This is a genomic window from Morganella morganii, from assembly GCF_041099235.1.
GTDB classification, from domain to species: Bacteria; Pseudomonadota; Gammaproteobacteria; order Enterobacterales; family Enterobacteriaceae; genus Morganella; species Morganella morganii_E.
Genome location: NZ_JBFZSO010000003.1, coordinates 321,498 through 339,177 on the forward strand (window position 1 = coordinate 321,498; position 17,680 = coordinate 339,177).

The 17,680-nt window shown below is 51.3% G+C and carries 19 protein-coding genes; 11 read left to right on the forward strand and 8 right to left on the reverse strand.

Annotated elements, in window-relative coordinates; genetic code table 11:
* Positions 1-288: 288 nt before the first annotated feature.
* Together AB7038_RS07610 and AB7038_RS07615 are read left to right on the forward strand one after the other, a co-directional pair.
* Positions 289-2,976: a DUF2339 domain-containing protein gene (locus AB7038_RS07610; RefSeq protein WP_369453052.1), complete on the forward strand. Its 2,688-nt coding sequence runs from the start codon at positions 289-291 to the stop codon at positions 2,974-2,976.
* The gene (locus tag AB7038_RS07615; protein WP_368888461.1) at positions 2,973-4,424 is read left to right on the forward strand and encodes a DUF3999 domain-containing protein; all 1,452 of its coding nucleotides are present in this window, start codon (positions 2,973-2,975) and stop codon (positions 4,422-4,424) included. Before AB7038_RS07610 ends, AB7038_RS07615 begins: the two co-directional genes overlap by 4 nt.
* A 170-nt stretch (positions 4,425-4,594) precedes the next feature.
* Here the strand turns inward: AB7038_RS07615 and AB7038_RS07620 are convergent, their stop codons facing one another.
* The gene (locus tag AB7038_RS07620; protein ID WP_004237362.1) at positions 4,595-4,816 is read right to left on the reverse strand and encodes a DUF2594 family protein; all 222 of its coding nucleotides are present in this window, start codon (positions 4,814-4,816) and stop codon (positions 4,595-4,597) included.
* A gap of 154 nt (positions 4,817-4,970) precedes the next feature.
* Between AB7038_RS07620 and AB7038_RS07625 the strand changes: the two genes are divergently transcribed.
* The 4 genes from AB7038_RS07625 to AB7038_RS07640 all read left to right on the forward strand — a co-directional run bounded on the left by AB7038_RS07625 (position 4,971) and on the right by AB7038_RS07640 (position 8,305).
* Entirely contained in the window at positions 4,971-5,834 is an 864-nt protein-coding gene (locus AB7038_RS07625; RefSeq protein ID WP_369453053.1) for an NAD(P)H-hydrate dehydratase, read from the forward strand.
* A 78-nt stretch (positions 5,835-5,912) separates the two neighbouring features.
* Positions 5,913-6,341: a universal stress protein gene (locus AB7038_RS07630; protein ID WP_045139394.1), complete on the forward strand. Its 429-nt coding sequence runs from the start codon at positions 5,913-5,915 to the stop codon at positions 6,339-6,341.
* Positions 6,342-6,805: 464 nt separating this feature from the next.
* Positions 6,806-7,651 carry a YadA-like family protein gene (locus AB7038_RS07635; RefSeq protein ID WP_368888459.1) on the forward strand — a complete coding sequence of 282 codons (846 nt, stop codon included), beginning with the start codon at positions 6,806-6,808 and terminating at the stop codon, positions 7,649-7,651.
* A 216-nt stretch (positions 7,652-7,867) separates the two neighbouring features.
* Positions 7,868-8,305 (forward strand): universal stress protein, encoded by a 438-nt coding sequence (locus AB7038_RS07640; protein ID WP_004237359.1) that lies wholly within the window; start codon positions 7,868-7,870, stop codon positions 8,303-8,305.
* A gap of 217 nt (positions 8,306-8,522) precedes the next feature.
* On the opposite strand, the gene AB7038_RS07645 is transcribed toward AB7038_RS07640, so the two are convergent.
* The gene (locus AB7038_RS07645) at positions 8,523-8,816 is read right to left on the reverse strand and encodes a DUF5339 domain-containing protein (RefSeq protein WP_004237358.1); all 294 of its coding nucleotides are present in this window, start codon (positions 8,814-8,816) and stop codon (positions 8,523-8,525) included.
* A 257-nt stretch (positions 8,817-9,073) separates the two neighbouring features.
* On the opposite strand from AB7038_RS07645, the gene AB7038_RS07650 reads away from it, so the two are divergent.
* Positions 9,074-9,484, forward strand: a complete 411-nt coding sequence (locus AB7038_RS07650) for a hypothetical protein (protein WP_072867740.1) — start codon at positions 9,074-9,076, stop codon at positions 9,482-9,484.
* A 26-nt stretch (positions 9,485-9,510) separates the two neighbouring features.
* Here the strand turns inward: AB7038_RS07650 and AB7038_RS07655 are convergent, their stop codons facing one another.
* Entirely contained in the window at positions 9,511-10,149 is a 639-nt protein-coding gene (locus AB7038_RS07655; protein WP_349417919.1) for a TetR/AcrR family transcriptional regulator, read from the reverse strand.
* Positions 10,150-10,354: 205 nt separating this feature from the next.
* Between AB7038_RS07655 and AB7038_RS07660 the strand changes: the two genes are divergently transcribed.
* Positions 10,355-11,143 carry a threonine/serine ThrE exporter family protein gene (locus AB7038_RS07660; protein ID WP_004239502.1) on the forward strand — a complete coding sequence of 263 codons (789 nt, stop codon included), beginning with the start codon at positions 10,355-10,357 and terminating at the stop codon, positions 11,141-11,143.
* Positions 11,143-11,616, forward strand: coding sequence for a threonine/serine exporter (locus AB7038_RS07665; protein WP_072868770.1), 474 nt, complete (start codon positions 11,143-11,145; stop codon positions 11,614-11,616). Before AB7038_RS07660 ends, AB7038_RS07665 begins: the two co-directional genes overlap by 1 nt.
* Here the strand turns inward: AB7038_RS07665 and AB7038_RS07670 are convergent.
* On the reverse strand, positions 11,613-11,786 hold the full coding sequence (locus tag AB7038_RS07670; RefSeq protein WP_349417920.1) for a hypothetical protein: 174 nt from the start codon (positions 11,784-11,786) through the stop codon (positions 11,613-11,615). The two genes, AB7038_RS07665 and AB7038_RS07670, sit on opposite strands and share 4 nt — an antisense overlap.
* Before the next feature lie 180 nt (positions 11,787-11,966).
* On the opposite strand from AB7038_RS07670, the gene AB7038_RS07675 reads away from it, so the two are divergent.
* Both AB7038_RS07675 and phoH read left to right on the forward strand, forming a co-directional pair.
* Complete coding sequence (locus AB7038_RS07675; RefSeq protein WP_369453054.1) at positions 11,967-12,965, forward strand: endonuclease; 999 nt, start codon at positions 11,967-11,969, stop codon at positions 12,963-12,965.
* Positions 12,966-13,275: 310 nt separating this feature from the next.
* Complete coding sequence (gene phoH, locus AB7038_RS07680; protein WP_369453055.1) at positions 13,276-14,061, forward strand: phosphate starvation-inducible protein PhoH; 786 nt, start codon at positions 13,276-13,278, stop codon at positions 14,059-14,061.
* A 44-nt stretch (positions 14,062-14,105) separates the two neighbouring features.
* On the opposite strand, the gene AB7038_RS07685 is transcribed toward phoH, so the two are convergent.
* The 4 genes from AB7038_RS07685 to AB7038_RS07700 all read right to left on the reverse strand — a co-directional run bounded on the left by AB7038_RS07685 (position 14,106) and on the right by AB7038_RS07700 (position 17,603).
* A complete protein-coding gene (locus AB7038_RS07685; RefSeq protein ID WP_369453056.1) occupies positions 14,106-14,930 on the reverse strand; it encodes a siderophore-interacting protein in 825 nt (274 codons plus the stop codon).
* A gap of 199 nt (positions 14,931-15,129) precedes the next feature.
* Entirely contained in the window at positions 15,130-15,285 is a 156-nt protein-coding gene (locus tag AB7038_RS07690) for a DUF2474 domain-containing protein (protein WP_072867748.1), read from the reverse strand.
* Entirely contained in the window at positions 15,266-16,273 is a 1,008-nt protein-coding gene (cydB, locus tag AB7038_RS07695; protein WP_072867750.1) for a cytochrome d ubiquinol oxidase subunit II, read from the reverse strand. Before cydB ends, AB7038_RS07690 begins: the two co-directional genes overlap by 20 nt.
* Positions 16,263-17,603, reverse strand: coding sequence for a cytochrome ubiquinol oxidase subunit I (locus AB7038_RS07700; RefSeq protein WP_368888455.1), 1,341 nt, complete (start codon positions 17,601-17,603; stop codon positions 16,263-16,265). Before AB7038_RS07700 ends, cydB begins: the two co-directional genes overlap by 11 nt.
* Positions 17,604-17,680 lie beyond the last annotated feature (77 nt).

Below are 17,680 nucleotides of genomic sequence, written 5' to 3' on the forward strand. Positions count from 1 at the left end.
CTTTTATTGTTGTGATCTGTATCTCAAAATTGCCCTTTTTTGTGATAACAGTCAATATTTAAAATCCGGAAAAATGATTTTCAGTCAAAACAGGTGTGAAACTGGTGCGTCCGCAGATGTTTCCGGTGTTTTAACAACGGATTAACGGGATAAAACAGCATTTTATGGTATTTGTTAAATACCCGGATTTATTCACCTGATTTTTAGCAGCATAACAGGCAGTATGTGAGATAACGGAAATTAAAAATTGTCTACACTCTAAGTTAAAGACTGAAAAACAGGATAAACATGGATTCATTACTCTTCTGGGGTTTTGTGCTAGTGGCGCTCATTGTTGTGACGCCGTTTATTGCTGTTGCGGCGCTGCGGCGCACAACGCTGCTGAAGTTGCAGATCAGTGTTCTGACGAAGGAAACCGAATCACTGCGCCGCGAGCTGAATGCTCTGACCGGCGGTCAGCCGGTGGCGGAGACCACCGTTCAGGCCGCTGAGCTGTCTGAAACGATCCCGGCACAGCCGGCGCCGGAAGTGCAGTATGAACCGGAACCTGATCCTGTTTCTGAACCGGAACCTGTTATCGCGGCGGCAATACCGTTCCCGGCGGATACGGCAGCAGCGGAGCGCAAAAGCCCGGCGGCCAATATTCTCGAATGGCTGCTTAACGGCAACCTCCCGGCCAAAATCGGTATTCTGCTGCTGTTTATCGGCCTCTCCTATCTGCTGAAATTCAGTATCGAAAATAATATCCTGACACCGGAAGTCCGTCTGATCGGCGCGGCGGTCTTGTCAGTGACACTCTTTGTTGTCGGCTGGTGTGTCCGCCATAAAAACCGGTTGTACAGCCTGATTGTTCAGGGCGGCAGCCTCGGTGCGTTTTATATCACGATATTTGCCGCCTATAAGCTTTATGAGTTCCTGCCGCTGGCCTTTGCACTGGCGCTGATGGTGGTTATCTGCCTGGCATCGGTTTTCTTTGCGGTGATACAAAACGCTGTCAGCCTGGCGGTTCTGGCTGTGGTCGGCGGCTATGCGGCGCCGGTGCTGCTCTCCACCGGCAGCGGTAACTATATCGCGCTGTTCTCCTATTATCTGATGCTCTCCGTCTCCATTCTGGTCATGAATTACTGGCAGGGCTGGCGGGTGCTGAATATCGCCGGTTTCGCCTTTACCTTTGTGGTCGGTGTGATCTGGGGCGTGGATAACTACCAGCCGGAGTATTACCTGAACTGTCAGATCTTTATTATTCTGAATCTGGTGGTCTACGGGCTGCTGACGCAGCAATATGCACGGCATCATGTCCGGACAGATGACGGACGAAAACAGCTGATGGTGGACTCGGTGCTGCTGTTTGCACCGCCGGTGCTGGCGTTTTCCCTGCAATATGCCATTACGGAGCCGTTCTATCTCGGTACCGCAATGTCATCGCTGGCCTTCGGGCTGCTTTATCTGCTGCTGGCGGTAGTCAGTCTGCGCCGCTTCCGCGCAGACGGGCAGCGCCTGTCACTCGGCTTTCTGCTGCTCAGTATCGGCTTTATCTCGCTGGCAGTACCGCTGGCACTGTCGCCGCAATGGACATCCGTGGCCTGGACGATTGAAGGGCTGGCGATACTGTGGTTTGCCTGTCTGCAAAAACAGCGGATTGTCGGCTGGAGCGCGACCGGACTGGTGCTGCTCGGCTTTGCCTCTCTGCTCTACAGTATGGACTTCATCTGGTGGTCTGAACAAAGCACCTGGATGTATATCTTCCAGTGGGGCGGGCTGCTGGTTGCCGGAGCGCTTCATCACCATTTCCGCCTGATGAACCGCAGCAAACTGATTTCCGGACTGCTGATTATCCCGGCCATGATCACCTGGCTCTCGTGGCTGTGGATGCTGCCGTGGTTATCACCGGCGGGTGAATTACTGTCCGGTGAGGAATATGTACTGACCGGGCTTGTGATCTCGGTCTGGAGCTGGTTCTTCCTGGCGCGTAAAGTGCAGTGGACTCAGTTGTATTACTGTATCAGTGCGCTGTGGATAGTGAGCCTGCTGATACTGTGTGACTATATGCTTACCGGAACACATGCGGCCGGTTCGCTGTACGGCGGCTTTATCTGGCTGCTGGTTATCGGCAGTATGATCACCTTTATCCGGCTGCTGCCGGAACAGGCACCGCGCATTGTCAGCAACCTGATGCACGGCGCGTCACTCTGGACCGTCATCGGTCTGGTCGCCGCCGAAGTGATGTGGGCGGAAATGCAGCTGCCGTGGGGCATGGAAGAGTGGGGTTACTTTATTGCCATGCTGGCGGCGTGCGGCGTATTTTTCGTGCTCTATGCTATGCAGCGCCTGCGCCGGCCGCCGATGGACAATCATGCCGTACTGTACTGGCAGAGTGCGTATCCGCTGGCTGCGTTGCTGGCGCTGGCGCTGTTTACCGGAAATATGCAGGATGGCCAGTTGTCGCTCTGGCAGTATGTGCCGCTCCTGAACCCGCTGGATGAAGCCGGGCTGTTCGGGCTTGCTGCACTGTGGTGCCTGCGTGATGCGCTGATACGGACCACTCCGGAAGTCCGTTTCCGGGCAGATGTGGTGCGCGGTCTGGGTATTGCCGTCGCTGTGCTTGGTATCTGGTGGGCGAACGGTATTCTGATCCGCGCACTGGCCTTTGCGGACGGCACCGCATGGACAACCGCGGCGCTGCTGCAGTCCCGTCTTATCCAGACCACGCTGGCGATTGTCTGGGCACTGACAGCCGTGATCCTGATGACCACCGCAACCCGGCGGCATAAACGCCATCTGTGGCTGGCCGGGGCGGCTGTTTTTGCCGTGGTGATTCTTAAACTCTTTGTGGTTGATATGAACCAGAGCAGCGGGCTTGCCAGAGCCGGTGCCTTTATCGGGGTGGCACTGCTGATACTGGTTGTGGGATATTTCTCGCCGTTACCGCCGAAGACGGGCACTGACATACAGAATAATAAGGAAAATAACGGATGATCACAGGTAAAAAAGCAGTGCTGCGCCGCAAATGGCATACCGGGTCTGTTCTCCTGGCGGCGGTGCTGACATCGGTGACAACTTTTGCCCGGGCGGACACGCCGGCGAAGACACTGAACGATTTTAATCAGGGGGCGGAGTTACAGCTCCGGGCGGAAAATGCCCCATTTTACCGGCTGACTGTACCGGATAATGTCTGGCTCAACAGTGCCTGGCCGGATCTGCGGGATATCCGTATCTTTGACAGCTCCGGTACGCCGGTGCCGATGTCACTGACGGCGGCGAAGCAGGTACAAGATGAAAGCGCACGTGTCCGCTTCGTTATTTATCCGTTGTCGCAAAGCCGGGCAGAAGAGCAGGACGGCAACCGCAAAATCCGCCTGAAAGCGGATAACGGCACGGAACTGACGATTTACAATGATAATGCGGACAGCCTGGCGCGTCCGTCCACCGCGACTTATCTGCTGGTGCCGGATAACAAACAGCAGCTCCCGCTGCCGCTGCGGGAAGTCACACTGAACTGGCCGCAGCAGACCGGTAATATGCAGGCCAAAGCCTCACTGTTCAGCAGTGATGACAAACAAAACTGGTCGCCGGTGATCCTCGATGTGCCACTGATGGATCTGAAATCCGGTGAGGACGCACTGCTGGCACAACAGATAAAAATTCCGGGCTATATCAGCGGTGATGAAAGCAGGGCGAAATACTGGCTGCTTTCAGTGACCGGAGATAACAATCAGGCACCACCGCAGATCACCACTGCAGAAGGGATGAGTTCCCGGACTGTGGAGCGCCGTGAAGTGAACCGTTTTGATTTTGTGCCCGCTGCGGACACTGACGGCAGTATGATTTACAGTCTGCCGAATACACAGAGTCTCAGCCGTCTGGATTTTCATATTGACCAGGAAAATACGGTACTGCCGGTACGGATAGAATACAGGAGTGGTACAGAAGGGAACTGGCTGCCGCTGGATAATAAAGTGCTTTATTCACTGGTGTCGGATGATGCGGAAAACCGCAACAGTAACATCCGGCTGAATGATCTGCCGGTCCGCCAGGTCAGGCTGACGGCGATTAACAGCAGCTGGCGTGAAACACCACCGAAGGTTACCGGGGTTAAATACGCACAATATCTGACCTTCAACGCCCAGGGTTCCGCACCGTATCTGCTGGTGTGGGGGGCGCATGATGCCAGTGCGGCATTTTTACCGTTGTCCCAGCTTCTGCCGGGCAATAATCTGAATAATCAGGATGCAATTCCGCGGGCGGATGTGTCAGAAAAGGTGGTCACACTGGGCGGGGAAGCGAAGTTGCTGCCTGCTCCGGAGGCTCCGCCACCGTTTGCCTGGAAAACCTGGCTGTTATGGGGGGTGTTGGTGGCCGGTGTGGCAATACTCGGATTATTTGCTGTCCGCCTGCTGAAAGAAGTGAAAACGGAACAGAAATGACCGTACAGCATAAAAAAAGTCCGCACGTTGTATAACAGCGTGCGGACAGAAACGAAAATAAAAAAGAAAGGGTATTTAGTACAGGAACATCATCCTGACACAAACAGCGCACTCTCTCTTTAGCGATTCGTTGCATTATCCCCGGACAGCATTAATTGCCAGGCCGGAATTTATTTCCGGTACTCAGTTTTAATCTGTGCAATGGTATTTTTAAAGGTACCGGACAGATGTTCATCATCAATTTCGCTGATCTGGCGTTCCATATTGACGATAATACGGCCGGCATCCGCCTGACCCACCGCCTTCAGTAAATATGTCACCAGTGCTTTTAAGCAGGTCACTTCTGCAGCCAGTGTTTCAGTATCGTTTTCAGTTTTAAATGCGTTATTCATGGTTAACCTCAACCGTTATATTTATCAGTCCCGGATATATCAGCCGCAAAGAATACCAGATCTGCCCGTCACTGCTCTACCTTCTTTTTTATTTTCCCGTTATGCTGATAAACAGGGTGCATTCATGATCCGCTGAAAAAGGCAAAATAGTCAGATGAATATTATTGATATCAATGCCATAACCCGCGATTACCCGGTATTAAAAATGCCGGGTCCGGAAGACAGCCATAAAGGCACATTCGGTACGCTCGGGATCACCGGCGGGGCGGCCGGAATGACCGGCGCGATTATTCTGGCCGGCTGCGCCGCCCTGAAAACCGGGTGCGGCAAAGTGATCCTGGGGTTTAATCAGCCGCAGTTGCCGGTGCCGTTTGTTGAGAATGCACCGGAGCTGATGCTGCGTACTGCCCGCGCCCTCGCGGATGACCCCGCGCTGACCGCACAGGTTACCGGCCCCGGACTGGGGCAGAGTACAGAGAGCCGTGCCCTTGCGGAGGCGGCGTTTATGCAGTCCGGTAAACCGCAGGTGCTGGATGCGGATGCACTGAATATTCTGGCCGCCACGCCGGGCATCGCGCTGGATGATAAATGTGTGATAACCCCGCATCCGCAGGAAGCCGCCCGTCTGCTGCATACCACCGTGGCAGATATTCAGGCGGATCGCCCTGCGGCGGCGCTGGCGCTGGCAGATCAGTATCACTGCTGGGCGGTACTGAAAGGGCACCACAGTCTGATTGCCTCACCGGACGGTGAATTATGGTGTAATCACAGTGGCAACCGCGGACTGGCCACTGCCGGCAGCGGGGATGTGTTATCCGGCATTATCGGTAGTCTGCTGGCGCAGCGGGTGCCGGTGCAGGAAGCGGTTTGTGGTGGTGTCTGGCTGCATGGTGCGGCGGCGGATGAATGTGTGGCTGCCGGTATTGGTCCTGCCGGATTAACCGCTCATGAACTTATTGATTATGTGCGGTTAATCCGTAACCGTCTGATAACGGAAACGCAGGGAAATAAGAGTTAACGGTATCAATCTCACAGATATTTTCCTCGCTGTTTAATATAGTGACAACATATCGCATGATTTATTCAAGGAGGCAGTATGTATAATACAATTTTGGTTCCTATCGATATTTCAGAAGAAGAACTGACCAGTAAGGCTGTCCGCCATGCACTCTATCTGGCGAAAGAAACAGGGGCTAAGCTGCATATTGTCCATGTCCTGCCGATCTCATCCGCGATTATTAATGCGTATGCGCTGGGCTATATGGAAATAAAAGATAAGGCGACCATTAAAGCGGAAGAAGATATTCATATGCTGATGGATTCTATTGATCTGCCGCCGGAGCGTCTTGCTTACACTATTACGTTCGGTTCGCCGCGCGATGAAATTATCCAGGCGGCGGAAGAGGTAAAAGCCGATATTATTGTTATCGGTTCCCGTCGTCCGAATATCTCCACCCATCTGCTGGGCTCCACCGCCGGCGGTGTTGTCCGTTATGCACCGGTCTCGGTGATGGTTGTCCGCTGATATTGTAATCTGTATCCGGTGGTATCGATGATGCCACCGGTATTTTTTTGTTCTTCCCGCCGCCATCTGCATTACTCATTAAGAGAGTAATTCTCATCCGCATTTATTTTTCCGGTTTATCTGTCTGTCTCATCTGAAAATACAGGTGAATAATACTCTGTATTTTACACTTCTCCTGGTTTTTCATCCTTATTTGTACGATAAATAATCAAATTAATTTATGAAAAGAGTAGTTACTCTCCGTTACATTTTTTAAAATAATTAATAAAATCACAATATTAACAGGTAATACCAGATTGTTTTTCAATTTAACTCGGAAATTCCGATTTATTTGATAGATAAATATGAGTTTATTTGGATTAAACCAATGTATATTCTTGCGCACCTCACAAAATGAGACCGCCAATTGCTCAATTGGCAGATATGTATGCTGACCTAAAAACAATAAATGAGAAATAATTTTAATGAAAAACGGTAACAAATTAACAGCACTGGCCTTATGTTTAGTGGCGATTGGATATGCACAGGCTGGTCCTATTGATGAAGGTGACGTCCGCGCCATTAACTCGAATGCTATCGGGCCAAATTCAATTTCAGATCAAAAAGATACTGTCTCTGTCGGGAGAAAAGGGCAGGAACGCCGTATCACGAATGTGCAGGAAGGTATCAAGTCAACAGATGCAGCGAACGTGTGGCAGGTAAATCACGCGAAAATCGAAGCAGTGGAATATACAGATTTCCGGATCAATCAAAATAATAAAGAGATCAACACGACAATAGAAAATACCAGACAGAGTGTGATTGATAAGAGTCAGAAATATACAGAAGAAAAAATCACAAAGTCAGAAGAAAAAACCAACAAGAATATTGATAACGCGAAGAAAAGTGCCATTACATCAGGGAACCAATTCACAGAAAATGCAGTGACAGAAGCAAAAAAAGAAATAAATACAACGATCAATAATGCCGGACGCGAAACTGTTTCTGTCAGCCGCCATTATACCGACAGCCGGATTGAACAAATTCAGACAGCGAATAATTCACGTTTTGATTCACTGGATAAACGTATTGACCGTAACGCGCAACAGGCTAATGCCGGTATTGCATCTGTCGCGGCAATGACGAATATTCCTTACACCCCGGATACCGATTTCAGTGCCGGTATTGGTATCGGTAATTACCGCAATGGTAATGCGTTAGCTGCGGGTGCCCAGTATCAGGTCCGCCGTGATGTTAATTTACGCGGCTCCGTATCCTGGAATGATTCAGACAGTGCCGTTCTCGGTGCCGGCCTTGCTATCGGCTGGTAAGTATACCTCCTGTTATTAAACTGAAAATACTATTTTCTTAATTGTGTAGTCTGTTTTGGCTGGCCTTTGGCCGGCCTTTTTTTGTGATTCTGTCTCCGGATAAAAAACACAAAATCATAAAAAGGCAGTGAAATTTTATGATGTCAGGCACAGCGGTTCCCGGTTTATTGCCTATACTTAAATCAAATACACATTGGACTGACAATGAGGGATGGTATGTATAAAACGATATTAGTTCCTATTGATGTGACAGAAGATGTATTGACGAGTAATGCCCTGAAACACGCGATTTATCTGGCGAAGATGTCACAGGCGAAACTGATGTTGTTTCACTCTGTACCGGATATTTCGAAATTCTCAATAAGCTATAACTATCATTATGAATTACTGAATTCATTTGCGGAAAAAGCGGTTGCCCGTTCAAAAGATGAGTTAAAAGCGATTGCGGAGAAAGTGGACTTACCGGCAGAGCAGGTCAGTTATTTTGTGGATTACGGCACACCGAGAGACAAAGTGCTGGCAAAAGCAAAAGAGATCCATGCTGATTTGATTGTTGTCGGTTCGCGCCACCCGAGTATCTCAACCCATCTGCTGGGGTCAACCGCCTCCGGGATTGTGGCACATGCACAGGTTTCCGTGCTGGTTGTCCGCTGAAGATAACGATGAAAACGAAAAGGTCCGCGTTCGCGGACCTGAGATTGCAGACAAAGCAGGATAAAACGTGGTTTTTCCTGCTTTGTGTTATCAGCCGAAAATCAATAAATTGATTTTCCTGGTTTATTTTTACAACCTTTGTCGGCCGTCGCCAACTCCTGCGGGTTTGTCAACGGCCTGAGGTCCGCGTTCGCGGACCTTTTTTATGAAAACAGAATTACTGTTTTGCCATCGATGCTTTGAATTCCTTCAGTGCATCAAGGCCCTGCTGACACGCCATGTCCTGAGTCTCTTCCGGTACAGATTTAATCTGTGTTTTTGCGGTTTCCAGCTGCTGTTTCATGGCAGTGATCTGTGCAGTCGCATCAGCATCACCTTTGGCTTCCTGCTCTGCGAGTTTGACCATCTCGTCGATTTCAGTGAAATATTCATCACAAACTTTGCTGGCATTGGCAGCAAAAGCAGTAACAGAGAACAGGCATCCCAGGGTAATTAGTGTCAGCTTTTTCATTATAGACCTTATGTTGTAGGCAGGAACGGATATGAATAATTAGTCAATATGACCCGAAATATCATGGGATATATATAAGAATAAGATGAATCTCAGAATAATTACTTACTTTATGCATAAGAATAACACAGCCGGGCACCTGCGGGCAGATAATGCACAATTTGTGCTGATGCAATTGAAACGCATTCTTATTTATTGACAGATTTCTGCCGGAATAATAATGTACCGATAAATACAAAAAAGATTACGGAGTTATTATGTCAGCAGTTAATTTTGTTCATATGGATACCGGTGCCTTCCCGGTGGTAATAATGCAATCATTCCCGGAAAATATGGCGCAAACAGAACAGTGGGTGAAAGAGCTGGATGCGCTGCTGGATAAGCAGATCCCGTTTGCAATAATTTATCCGCCGAAAGACGGGCCGGAAAAGCCGGATACCCAGGAAGATATGGATGCGCGTAAGTATGTCCGCCGCTGGCTGAAAACCGGAAAAGAGAAAATGGCAGCGTATTGCAGCGTGATGATCCTGACCGTCAATCAGGAAACCGGGGATAAAGCGCAGCTGGAGAAATTCGCACCGATGGCCGGTGCAGTCTACGGTGTGCCGGTGTTTGTTGCTGATGACATGGCAGCGGCACGGGCAAAGGCGGCGGAAGTGACCGCCTGAAGGCAGATGTTAATAGTAACCGCTGTTCATTGGGGTGTTAATGTGTGGCGGAGGTAACAGGCGGTTATTTCCACAGATAACGGTAGCTGTTTTTCAATAAATTCCGCTGTCGGCTTATTATGATGATGACTGAAAACCGGCAGATACAGGTCGGCTTTCAGCATTTCCAGAAAGCGGGCGGCAACAGCCAGTAATGTTTCTTCCGATGCGGTGATGCCGGGCAGTGTTTTCAGCCCGGCCGCCAGTTGTTGTGCAGCGCGCAGCGGACCGGCGCGGTAAAATTGTTCACTGATTTGCGGGAAGCGTTGTGATTCTGCCAGAATCAGCTGATATAAGCCGAGTGACTGCGGGTGAACAATACTGTACAGGTAACGCCTGCCGCTGGTATATAACAGTGTCTCCGCATCGGGCGCTGTTTCCGGTTTTTCCTCTTTATTATCCTCAAAAATCCCGCTGATAAGATGATCTATGACAGCCAGAAACAATGCTTCTTTCCCGCCGAAAGAGGTATACAGTGTGGATCGTGATCCGCCGGATTGCTCAATAATCATATCCAGAGTCGTACCTTCGTAACCATGAAGGATAAAAACATCCGCAGCGGCGGTGAGAATGGCATGACGGCGGCGCTGCCCTTTCGGGGTTAATGGTGACGGGGTGGATGACATAACAGATACAGGCTCCGGTGACAGTGATATGTTCTGATTTAACCACGCCGCGCCGGATTGCTCAATAGCCGGTTTCCCTGCCATACTGCAATTACGGCATAGTAAGACTATTTATTATCAAACTATTGATCAAACCCAGTGAGTTGTTAATACAAAGAATTAGAATAGCGGGAAAGTCGGACCATCAACGGTTAACGGTAAAACTATGGGACAGGGGAAAGAGATTACACAGGATATGCAGCGGACTATCACCCGTCTGTGTATCGAGTGCGGGCTGCTGCTGTTACAGCACGGTGCGGAAAGTATGCTTGTGGAGGAGCTGGCGGGACGGACAGGAAAGGCGCTCGGGGCCGATCAGGTGGATTGTGCCATCTCGGCGAATGCCATTGTGCTCACCACGATTATTGACGGGCACTGTCTGACATCCACCCGCAAGGTGGTCGACCGCGGCATTAATATGCATATTGTCACAGAAGTGCAGCATGTGGTGATCCTCGCGGAGCACGGGCATCTTGACTGCAAAGGGGTGCAGAAAAAATTCGCCCATATGAAACCGCTGCGCTATCCGCGCTGGGTAATGGTGCTGATGGTGGCGCTGTCCTGCGCCTGTTTCTGCAAACTGAATAACGGCGGCTGGGACGGGGCGGTGATTACCTTTGCCGCCAGCGGCTGTGCGATGTACGTCCGTCAGGTCCTGACCGCACGGCATATGAACCCGCTGATTAACTTCTGTTTTACGGCATTTGTTGCCACGATGGTGGCAGGAATGATGCTGAAAATTCCGCTGTTTTCGGCAACGTCCGGCATTGCTATGGCGGCGAGTGTGCTGCTGCTGGTGCCGGGTTTTCCGCTGATCAACGCGGTTGCAGATATGTTCAAAGGGCATGTTAACACCGGCCTGGCCCGCTGGGCGATGGCGAGCCTGCTCACCCTTGCAACCTGTATCGGTATTTTTACCGCGATCACACTCGGCAGCCTGAGGGACTGGATATGATGACGGTACTCTCTTTTCTGGCCGCACTGGCGCAGGACATGCTGCTGGCGGCTATTCCGGCAGCCGGGTTTGCCATGGTATTCAATGTGCCGAAACGGGCACTGAAATATTGCGCACTGCTGGGGGCGATAGGTCACGGCAGCCGGTTTATGCTGATTGCTGCCGGTTTTGACATCGTCGCCGCCACATTCTGGGCATCGGTTCTGGTGGGGATCATCGGTATTCAGTGGTCCCGCTGGTGGCTGGCGCACCCGAAAGTCTTTACTGTCGCCGCCATTATCCCGATGTTTCCCGGCATTAATGCCTATATGGCAATGCTCGCGGTGATCAAATTGTCACAGTCCGGTTTTACCCCGCAACTGCTGGAGATGCTGGTGAGCAATTTCCTGCGGGCGGCCTTTGTGGTCGGTGCGTTGTCTATCGGGCTGTCTGTTCCCGGTTTGTGGTTATACCGCAAGCGTCCGCGCGTTTAACTGATGCGGGTCAGATTCAGGATAATGTCCATGACCGGTTTATCGGTCACACTAATCTGAATCTGCACCCGGTTACTGCTCTCCTGCACACGGACATCAACCTCATCGTCATTATAGGCACAGGCGGTGCCGACTAACTCATCTATCATCTCATCGACCAGCGGATGCATGATTATTCTCCGGATTTATGATTAATGTCAGCAGAGTATAAAGTTTCAGATTTAAATCATTCTGTAAAAAAACGCCCGGAAATTGTCTTATCCGGCGGATTGACTGATTAATAAAAAATCTGAGGCGATAATTCCCGCATGGCGTGTCATAATTGCCGCCCCCTGGTATTCTGTTGGCTTATGATTTATATGCGCATTTTTCAATCATTTCGTTTTTCATTATTTTTATTTTGTATTATTTCATCCGCAGCATTTGCAACTGCACCGGAACGGTTTGATGAAGCAAAAATTGTTGCCCGTGAAAAAATTTATTACGACCAGAACCGGAACCCGCAGGGGGAAGGGACACTGTATTGCGGCTGTCAGTGGGAATGGACCGGAAAATCCGGCGGTCGTGTGGATCTGAACAGCTGCGGTTATCGTGTACGCTCTCAGGTGACCCGCGCAGAGCGGATTGAGTGGGAGCATATCGTCCCCGCCTGGGTATTCGGTCATCAGCGTCAGTGCTGGCAGAACGGCGGGCGCAAAAACTGTGTCAGTGAGGACCCGGTATTCCGTGCGATGGAAGCCGATCTGCACAATCTGGCGCCGTCCGTTGGCGAAGTTAACGGTGACCGCAGCAATTTCCGCTACGGGATCGCACGTGGTGCGGGTTCACAGAGTTACGGGCAGTGCACCAGCCGGGTGGATTTTAAACAGCGGGTTTTCGAGCCGCGCGATGAAGTCAAAGGCGAAGTGGCACGGGTCTGGTTCTATATGCATGACCGCTACGATCTGGCAATGTCAGAGCAGCAGCAAAAATTACTGATGGTGTGGGACAGCGAATTTCCGCCGTCTGCCGCCGAGCGGGAACGGGATCGCCGGATCCGGGCGGTGACCGGGCAGTCAAACCCGTTTGTGACCGGCGAACGTCGCTGGGAGCCGGGGCATATCAACAGTGCTGACGGTATTTTTACCCGTCTGCCGTCCGTGCCGGTGACACCGGTTAACGTACCGCCGAAAGCAGAAAAAAAAGCAACGGATCAGCGTATCCGTGGTAATCGCAACAGTAAAATTTACCACTTTCCGGATTGCCCTGGTTATAACCGGATCAGCAGTAAGAATGTTGAGATGTTCCCTGATGCCGCCTCCGCACAGATCGCAGGCTACAGCATGGCGAAGAACTGCAAAGCGCGCTGATGTGCGGCGGATAACAGAAATGTGGCAAAAATGTTAAATGCCCGCAGATTTTAATTGCTGAAAAGAAAGTATTGTCATTATACTGTCACAAAGTCAGTTTAGTGTTCGCTTTAGTTTGTCATCTGAGGATAACGAATGCGACATACAGACGAACGACAGTACCGGCCGGTGATAAATACCCTGAACAACAGGGCGGATTTATCACCGGCTTTTTTTTATCTGAATGTTCACTCATGGCTTGAAGGGAGCCGCCGGTTGCCAACTCACTGTTTCAGTTACTCCGTCATCAGAAATCAACAGGATTAAGATTATGGGCAGACAAAAAGCGGTAGTCAGAGCACGAAAAGAGGCAAAACGAATGAGCCGGAAAGAGTCGCGCAGGGCACGTTTTAATGATGATAATGTGGCGGTTTTTATCCCTGCGGGTGGGGTGGAAGCTATCGGCATGGCGCGGGAAAAACGCGACAACAGTGCTGTTTTACCGCGAAATGATGCACAGGATAAATACATCAGGGCGATAGCCCATAAACAATTGATTATTGCCAACGGTGAGGCCGGATGCGGCAAAACCTTTATCAGTACCGCACTGGCGGCAGATGCACTGATCAATAAGGAAATAGAGCGGGTTATTGTCACCCGTCCGGTGTTACAGGCGGAAGAGGATCTGGGCTTTCTGCCCGGGGATATCAGTGAAAAATTTGCGCCGTATTTCCGGCCGGTGTATGACGTTCTGGTGAAACGGATGGGGGCTTCATTTTTACAGTATTGTCTGCGCCCGGAGATAGGTAAGGTGGAAATCGCGCCGTTTGCTTATATGCGCGGACGAACCTTTGAGAATGCGGTGGTGATCCTCGATGAGGCACAGAACGTGACTGTCACACAAATGAAAATGTTCCTGACCAGGATGGGGGAGAATGTGACAGTGATTGTTAACGGTGATGTCAGCCAGTGTGATTTGCCGGGCAATGTCCCGTCAGGGCTGGCTGATGTGCTGCGCCGTTTCCGGGATGACGATATGGTGTCAGTGGTGTCCTTCACGCAGGATGACTGTGTGCGTTCGTCACTTTGTCTGCGGGCGTTACAGGCCTATAACTGAGTACCGCGGCTGCGGCGGCAAACACCGCTGCAGCCGGTTTATTATCAGTCGTCAGCATCCATCACATCATGGCGCAGGCGGTGATAACCTTCCTCATCGTAACCGAAACGCCAGTACGGGATCGCATACATCTGGCTGTGTTCCCCGTTCAGTTCACGGCGCACATAACGGCGCAGATCCCTGACCATTGCGTCCTCTCCGGCAATCCAGAACGTACATTCTGTCACATCGGCGACCGGCCAGCTTTTAAACAGTGCGGTGACCTCAGCGGTTTTCTCTGTGCCACCGGTCACCCAGTGCAGGATGATGCCCGCCGGTTTGTTCAGCATCTGCTGATCATCCGCGTGGTCGATGCGGATCACCACATTGCCCTGCGCCTCTTCGGGCATTTTTTCCAGCAGTGCGGCAACGGCGGGAAGCGCTGTTAAATCGGCAGCCATATAGTAGTGTTTCGCCGCCGGCAGCAGCGGATCCGGCCCGCCGGGATTGGTAATACCGATATAATCCCCCGGTTTGGCATTTCTGGCGAAATCTACCGCCGGACCGGCATCATCATGCATAGCGAATTCAATATCGATTTCTTTCCGTTCAGGGCGGATCGCACGCACGGTATAGGTACGGGCGATCGGACGGGGCTTGTCTTCCGGCCAGACCGGTCCTTTATCGGACAGTACCGGCAGAGCTGGCGGATTCGGTGCATCTTTGGCAATAAACAGTTTCAGGTGACCACCTTCGCAATCTGCCGGATAGGTATCCAGCGACTCTGCCGTAAAGGTGATGCGGCGCAGATTGGGGGTAACGTCGGTAAAGGATTTCACCTGAATCAGGCGCGGCGGTGCAGGGCGGTAGATATTTTTTTCCCGGCTCATGCGCAATTCTCCGTTCTATTGTTATCAGTTTAGTTATATCTATTTCGCGGAGTGTATCAGGAATTCAGAAGAATGGTAATCATTATCAATAAAATTATTTAAAAAAGCACACCGTATGGGGGTACGGTGTGCCGGGCAATGCAGCTGTTCAGACAGTGCATGATGTACTGATGAGGTACTTACTGATGAGACATGACGGCTATCTTACTTTCATTCCCGCCGCCGTCATTAATAAGCGGAAAAGTGATGAGACTGCAAACAGTGCCAGCACACTGCCTGCCCAGATAGCCAGCATCCAGGCGGTTTTTTTCCACCAGGGTGCCGGTGCGGCAGGATCAGTGGTAGCCCTGGTCATGGGTGATTTTTCCTCTGAAGACATAGTAACTCCACCAGGTATATACCAGGATCACTGGTATGATGAATAAAGCACCGACCAGCATAAAGCTCAGGCTTTCACCGGGGGCGGCGGCCATTTTGTAATCAATCACCGGCGGAATAATCATCGGCCAGATACTGATACCGAGCCCGGTGAAGCCAAGAAAAACCAGGCCGAGTGCCGCAAAAAACGGCGTATAGTGCAGATGACGGCTGACACTGCGGAACAGCGCAACGGCACAAGCAAGCACCAGCAGCGGTACCGGCAGGAAGAACAGAATGTTCGGGAAGCTGAACCAGCGCGCCGCAATGGTGTCATGCGCCAGCGGTGTCCACAGGCTGATCACGGCCAGCACCGCCAGCATCACCAGGGTCAGTGGTTTCAGCACCTTATACATCTGCTGTTGCAAGTGACCTTCTGTTTTCATCACCAGCCAGCCGCAGCCGAGCAGGGCATAGGCGATCACCAGACCGAAGCCGCAGAACAGCGGGAACGGTGCGAGCCAGTCAAAGGCACCGCCGGTAAAGGCGCGGTTTGCGACCGGAAAACCTTCAATCACGCTGCCAACGACCACACCCTGCACAAAGGTGGCGATAACAGAGCTGATCAGAAACGCGCGATCCCAGAAATAACGGTGATGTTCATCCGCTTTAAAGCGGAACTCAAAAGCCACGCCACGGAAGATTAACGCCACCAGCATCAGTGTCAGCGGAATGGCGAGCGCATCCAGAATCACAGCATAAGCGAGCGGGAAAGCGCCGAACAGCGCGGCACCGCCCAGCACCAGCCAGGTTTCGTTACCGTCCCAGACCGGCGCAACACTGTTCATCATCAGATCACGGTCAGCATTGCTTTTCACAAAGGGATAGAGGATGCCGATACCGAGGTCAAAGCCGTCCATTACGATATACATCAGCGTACTGAATATAATAATGACGAACCAAATCAGGGGTAAATCAATGCCCATGAGACACCTCCGGCGCGATACCTTTGCGGATCAGTTTCATCATATAGATGTAGCCGATGCCAAATACAGAACCATAAACAATAAAGAAGATCAGCAGGCTGATACTCATATGCATATCACCGTGTGCCGAAACGGCATCAGTCGTGCGCTGTAACCCGTAAACCACCCACGGCTGACGACCGATTTCAGTTACAAACCAGCCCGCGAGAATCGCGATAAGCCCGGACGGTGCCATCCATAACATAAAGCGCTGGAAAGGACGGGAATCATATAAACGTCCCCGGTAGCGCAGCCACAGACTCAGCGCGGCGGCAAGGAGCATCAGCATGCCGAGGCCGACCATCACACGGAATGACCAGAACACGGCGAACACATTGTCCGGCCTGTCTTCCGGTGGGAATTCAGTCAGTGCAGGCACCTGTTTATCAAGGCTGTGTGTCAGGATCAGACTGGCCAGCCCGGGAATTTCCACGGCATAGCGGGTTTTTTCCTGTGCATTATCCGGAATACCAAACAGGATCAGCGGTGTGGCCTCACCGGGTTTGTTCTCCCAGTGGCCTTCCATTGCCGCAACCTTAACCGGCTGATGTTTCAGCGTGTTCAGCCCGTGTGCATCACCAATCAGTGCCTGGAGCGGTGCGAGAACCACAATCAGCCACAATGACATGGAGAACATCTTTTTCATGGCACCGGATTTGTTGTCGCGCAGCAGGTGCCAGGCGGCAGAAGCAGCGATAAAGAAGGCGGATGCCAGAAATGCGGCGGTTGTCATGTGCAGCAGGCGGTACGGGAAGGACGGATTGAAAATCACCGCAAACCAGTCCACCGGCACCACAACACCGTTGATCACCTCATGCCCTTGCGGGGTCTGCATCCAGCTGTTGGAAGCCAGGATCCAGAAAGTGGACATCAGTGTACCGAGCGCAACCATGCAGGTGGCGAAATAGTGCAGCTTTTCACCGACACGGTTCCAGCCGAACAGCATCACGCCGAGGAAACCGGCTTCCAGGAAGAAAGCAGTCAGTACTTCATAAGTAAGCAGCGGACCGGTGATTGACCCCGCAAACTCAGAAAAGAAACTCCAGTTGGTGCCGAACTGATAGGCCATCACCAGACCGGAAACCACCCCCATACCGAAATTCACGGCAAAGATGGCTGACCAGAAATGAAAGAGCTTTTTGTAATCCTCATTGCGGGTTTTCAGCCACATCCCCTCAAGCACCGCCAGAAATGACGCCAGACCGATGGTGATCGCAGGAAAAATGATATGAAACGACACAGTGAAGGCGAACTGAATTCGCGCAAGCTCAAGGGCACTTAACCCAAACATCGTGACCTCTCGTTATTATAACTATGCAGATGAAATGTGTGGCACAGTACACCATGAGTTGCTAGACTATAATAGTG

Coding starts and splice junctions, on each gene's coding strand:
- AB7038_RS07610 (WP_369453052.1), top strand. CDS start 289: ATGGATTCATTACTCTTCTGGGGTTTTGTGCTAGTGGCGCTCATTGTT.
- AB7038_RS07615 (WP_368888461.1), top strand. CDS start 2,973: ATGATCACAGGTAAAAAAGCAGTGCTGCGCCGCAAATGGCATACCGGG.
- AB7038_RS07620 (WP_004237362.1), bottom strand. CDS start 4,816: ATGAATAACGCATTTAAAACTGAAAACGATACTGAAACACTGGCTGCA.
- AB7038_RS07625 (WP_369453053.1), top strand. CDS start 4,971: ATGAATATTATTGATATCAATGCCATAACCCGCGATTACCCGGTATTA.
- AB7038_RS07630 (WP_045139394.1), top strand. CDS start 5,913: ATGTATAATACAATTTTGGTTCCTATCGATATTTCAGAAGAAGAACTG.
- AB7038_RS07635 (WP_368888459.1), top strand. CDS start 6,806: ATGAAAAACGGTAACAAATTAACAGCACTGGCCTTATGTTTAGTGGCG.
- AB7038_RS07640 (WP_004237359.1), top strand. CDS start 7,868: ATGTATAAAACGATATTAGTTCCTATTGATGTGACAGAAGATGTATTG.
- AB7038_RS07645 (WP_004237358.1), bottom strand. CDS start 8,816: ATGAAAAAGCTGACACTAATTACCCTGGGATGCCTGTTCTCTGTTACT.
- AB7038_RS07650 (WP_072867740.1), top strand. CDS start 9,074: ATGTCAGCAGTTAATTTTGTTCATATGGATACCGGTGCCTTCCCGGTG.
- AB7038_RS07655 (WP_349417919.1), bottom strand. CDS start 10,149: ATGTCATCCACCCCGTCACCATTAACCCCGAAAGGGCAGCGCCGCCGT.
- AB7038_RS07660 (WP_004239502.1), top strand. CDS start 10,355: ATGGGACAGGGGAAAGAGATTACACAGGATATGCAGCGGACTATCACC.
- AB7038_RS07665 (WP_072868770.1), top strand. CDS start 11,143: ATGACGGTACTCTCTTTTCTGGCCGCACTGGCGCAGGACATGCTGCTG.
- AB7038_RS07670 (WP_349417920.1), bottom strand. CDS start 11,786: ATGCATCCGCTGGTCGATGAGATGATAGATGAGTTAGTCGGCACCGCC.
- AB7038_RS07675 (WP_369453054.1), top strand. CDS start 11,967: ATGATTTATATGCGCATTTTTCAATCATTTCGTTTTTCATTATTTTTA.
- phoH (WP_369453055.1), top strand. CDS start 13,276: ATGGGCAGACAAAAAGCGGTAGTCAGAGCACGAAAAGAGGCAAAACGA.
- AB7038_RS07685 (WP_369453056.1), bottom strand. CDS start 14,930: ATGAGCCGGGAAAAAAATATCTACCGCCCTGCACCGCCGCGCCTGATT.
- AB7038_RS07690 (WP_072867748.1), bottom strand. CDS start 15,285: ATGACCAGGGCTACCACTGATCCTGCCGCACCGGCACCCTGGTGGAAA.
- cydB (WP_072867750.1), bottom strand. CDS start 16,273: ATGGGCATTGATTTACCCCTGATTTGGTTCGTCATTATTATATTCAGT.
- AB7038_RS07700 (WP_368888455.1), bottom strand. CDS start 17,603: ATGTTTGGGTTAAGTGCCCTTGAGCTTGCGCGAATTCAGTTCGCCTTC.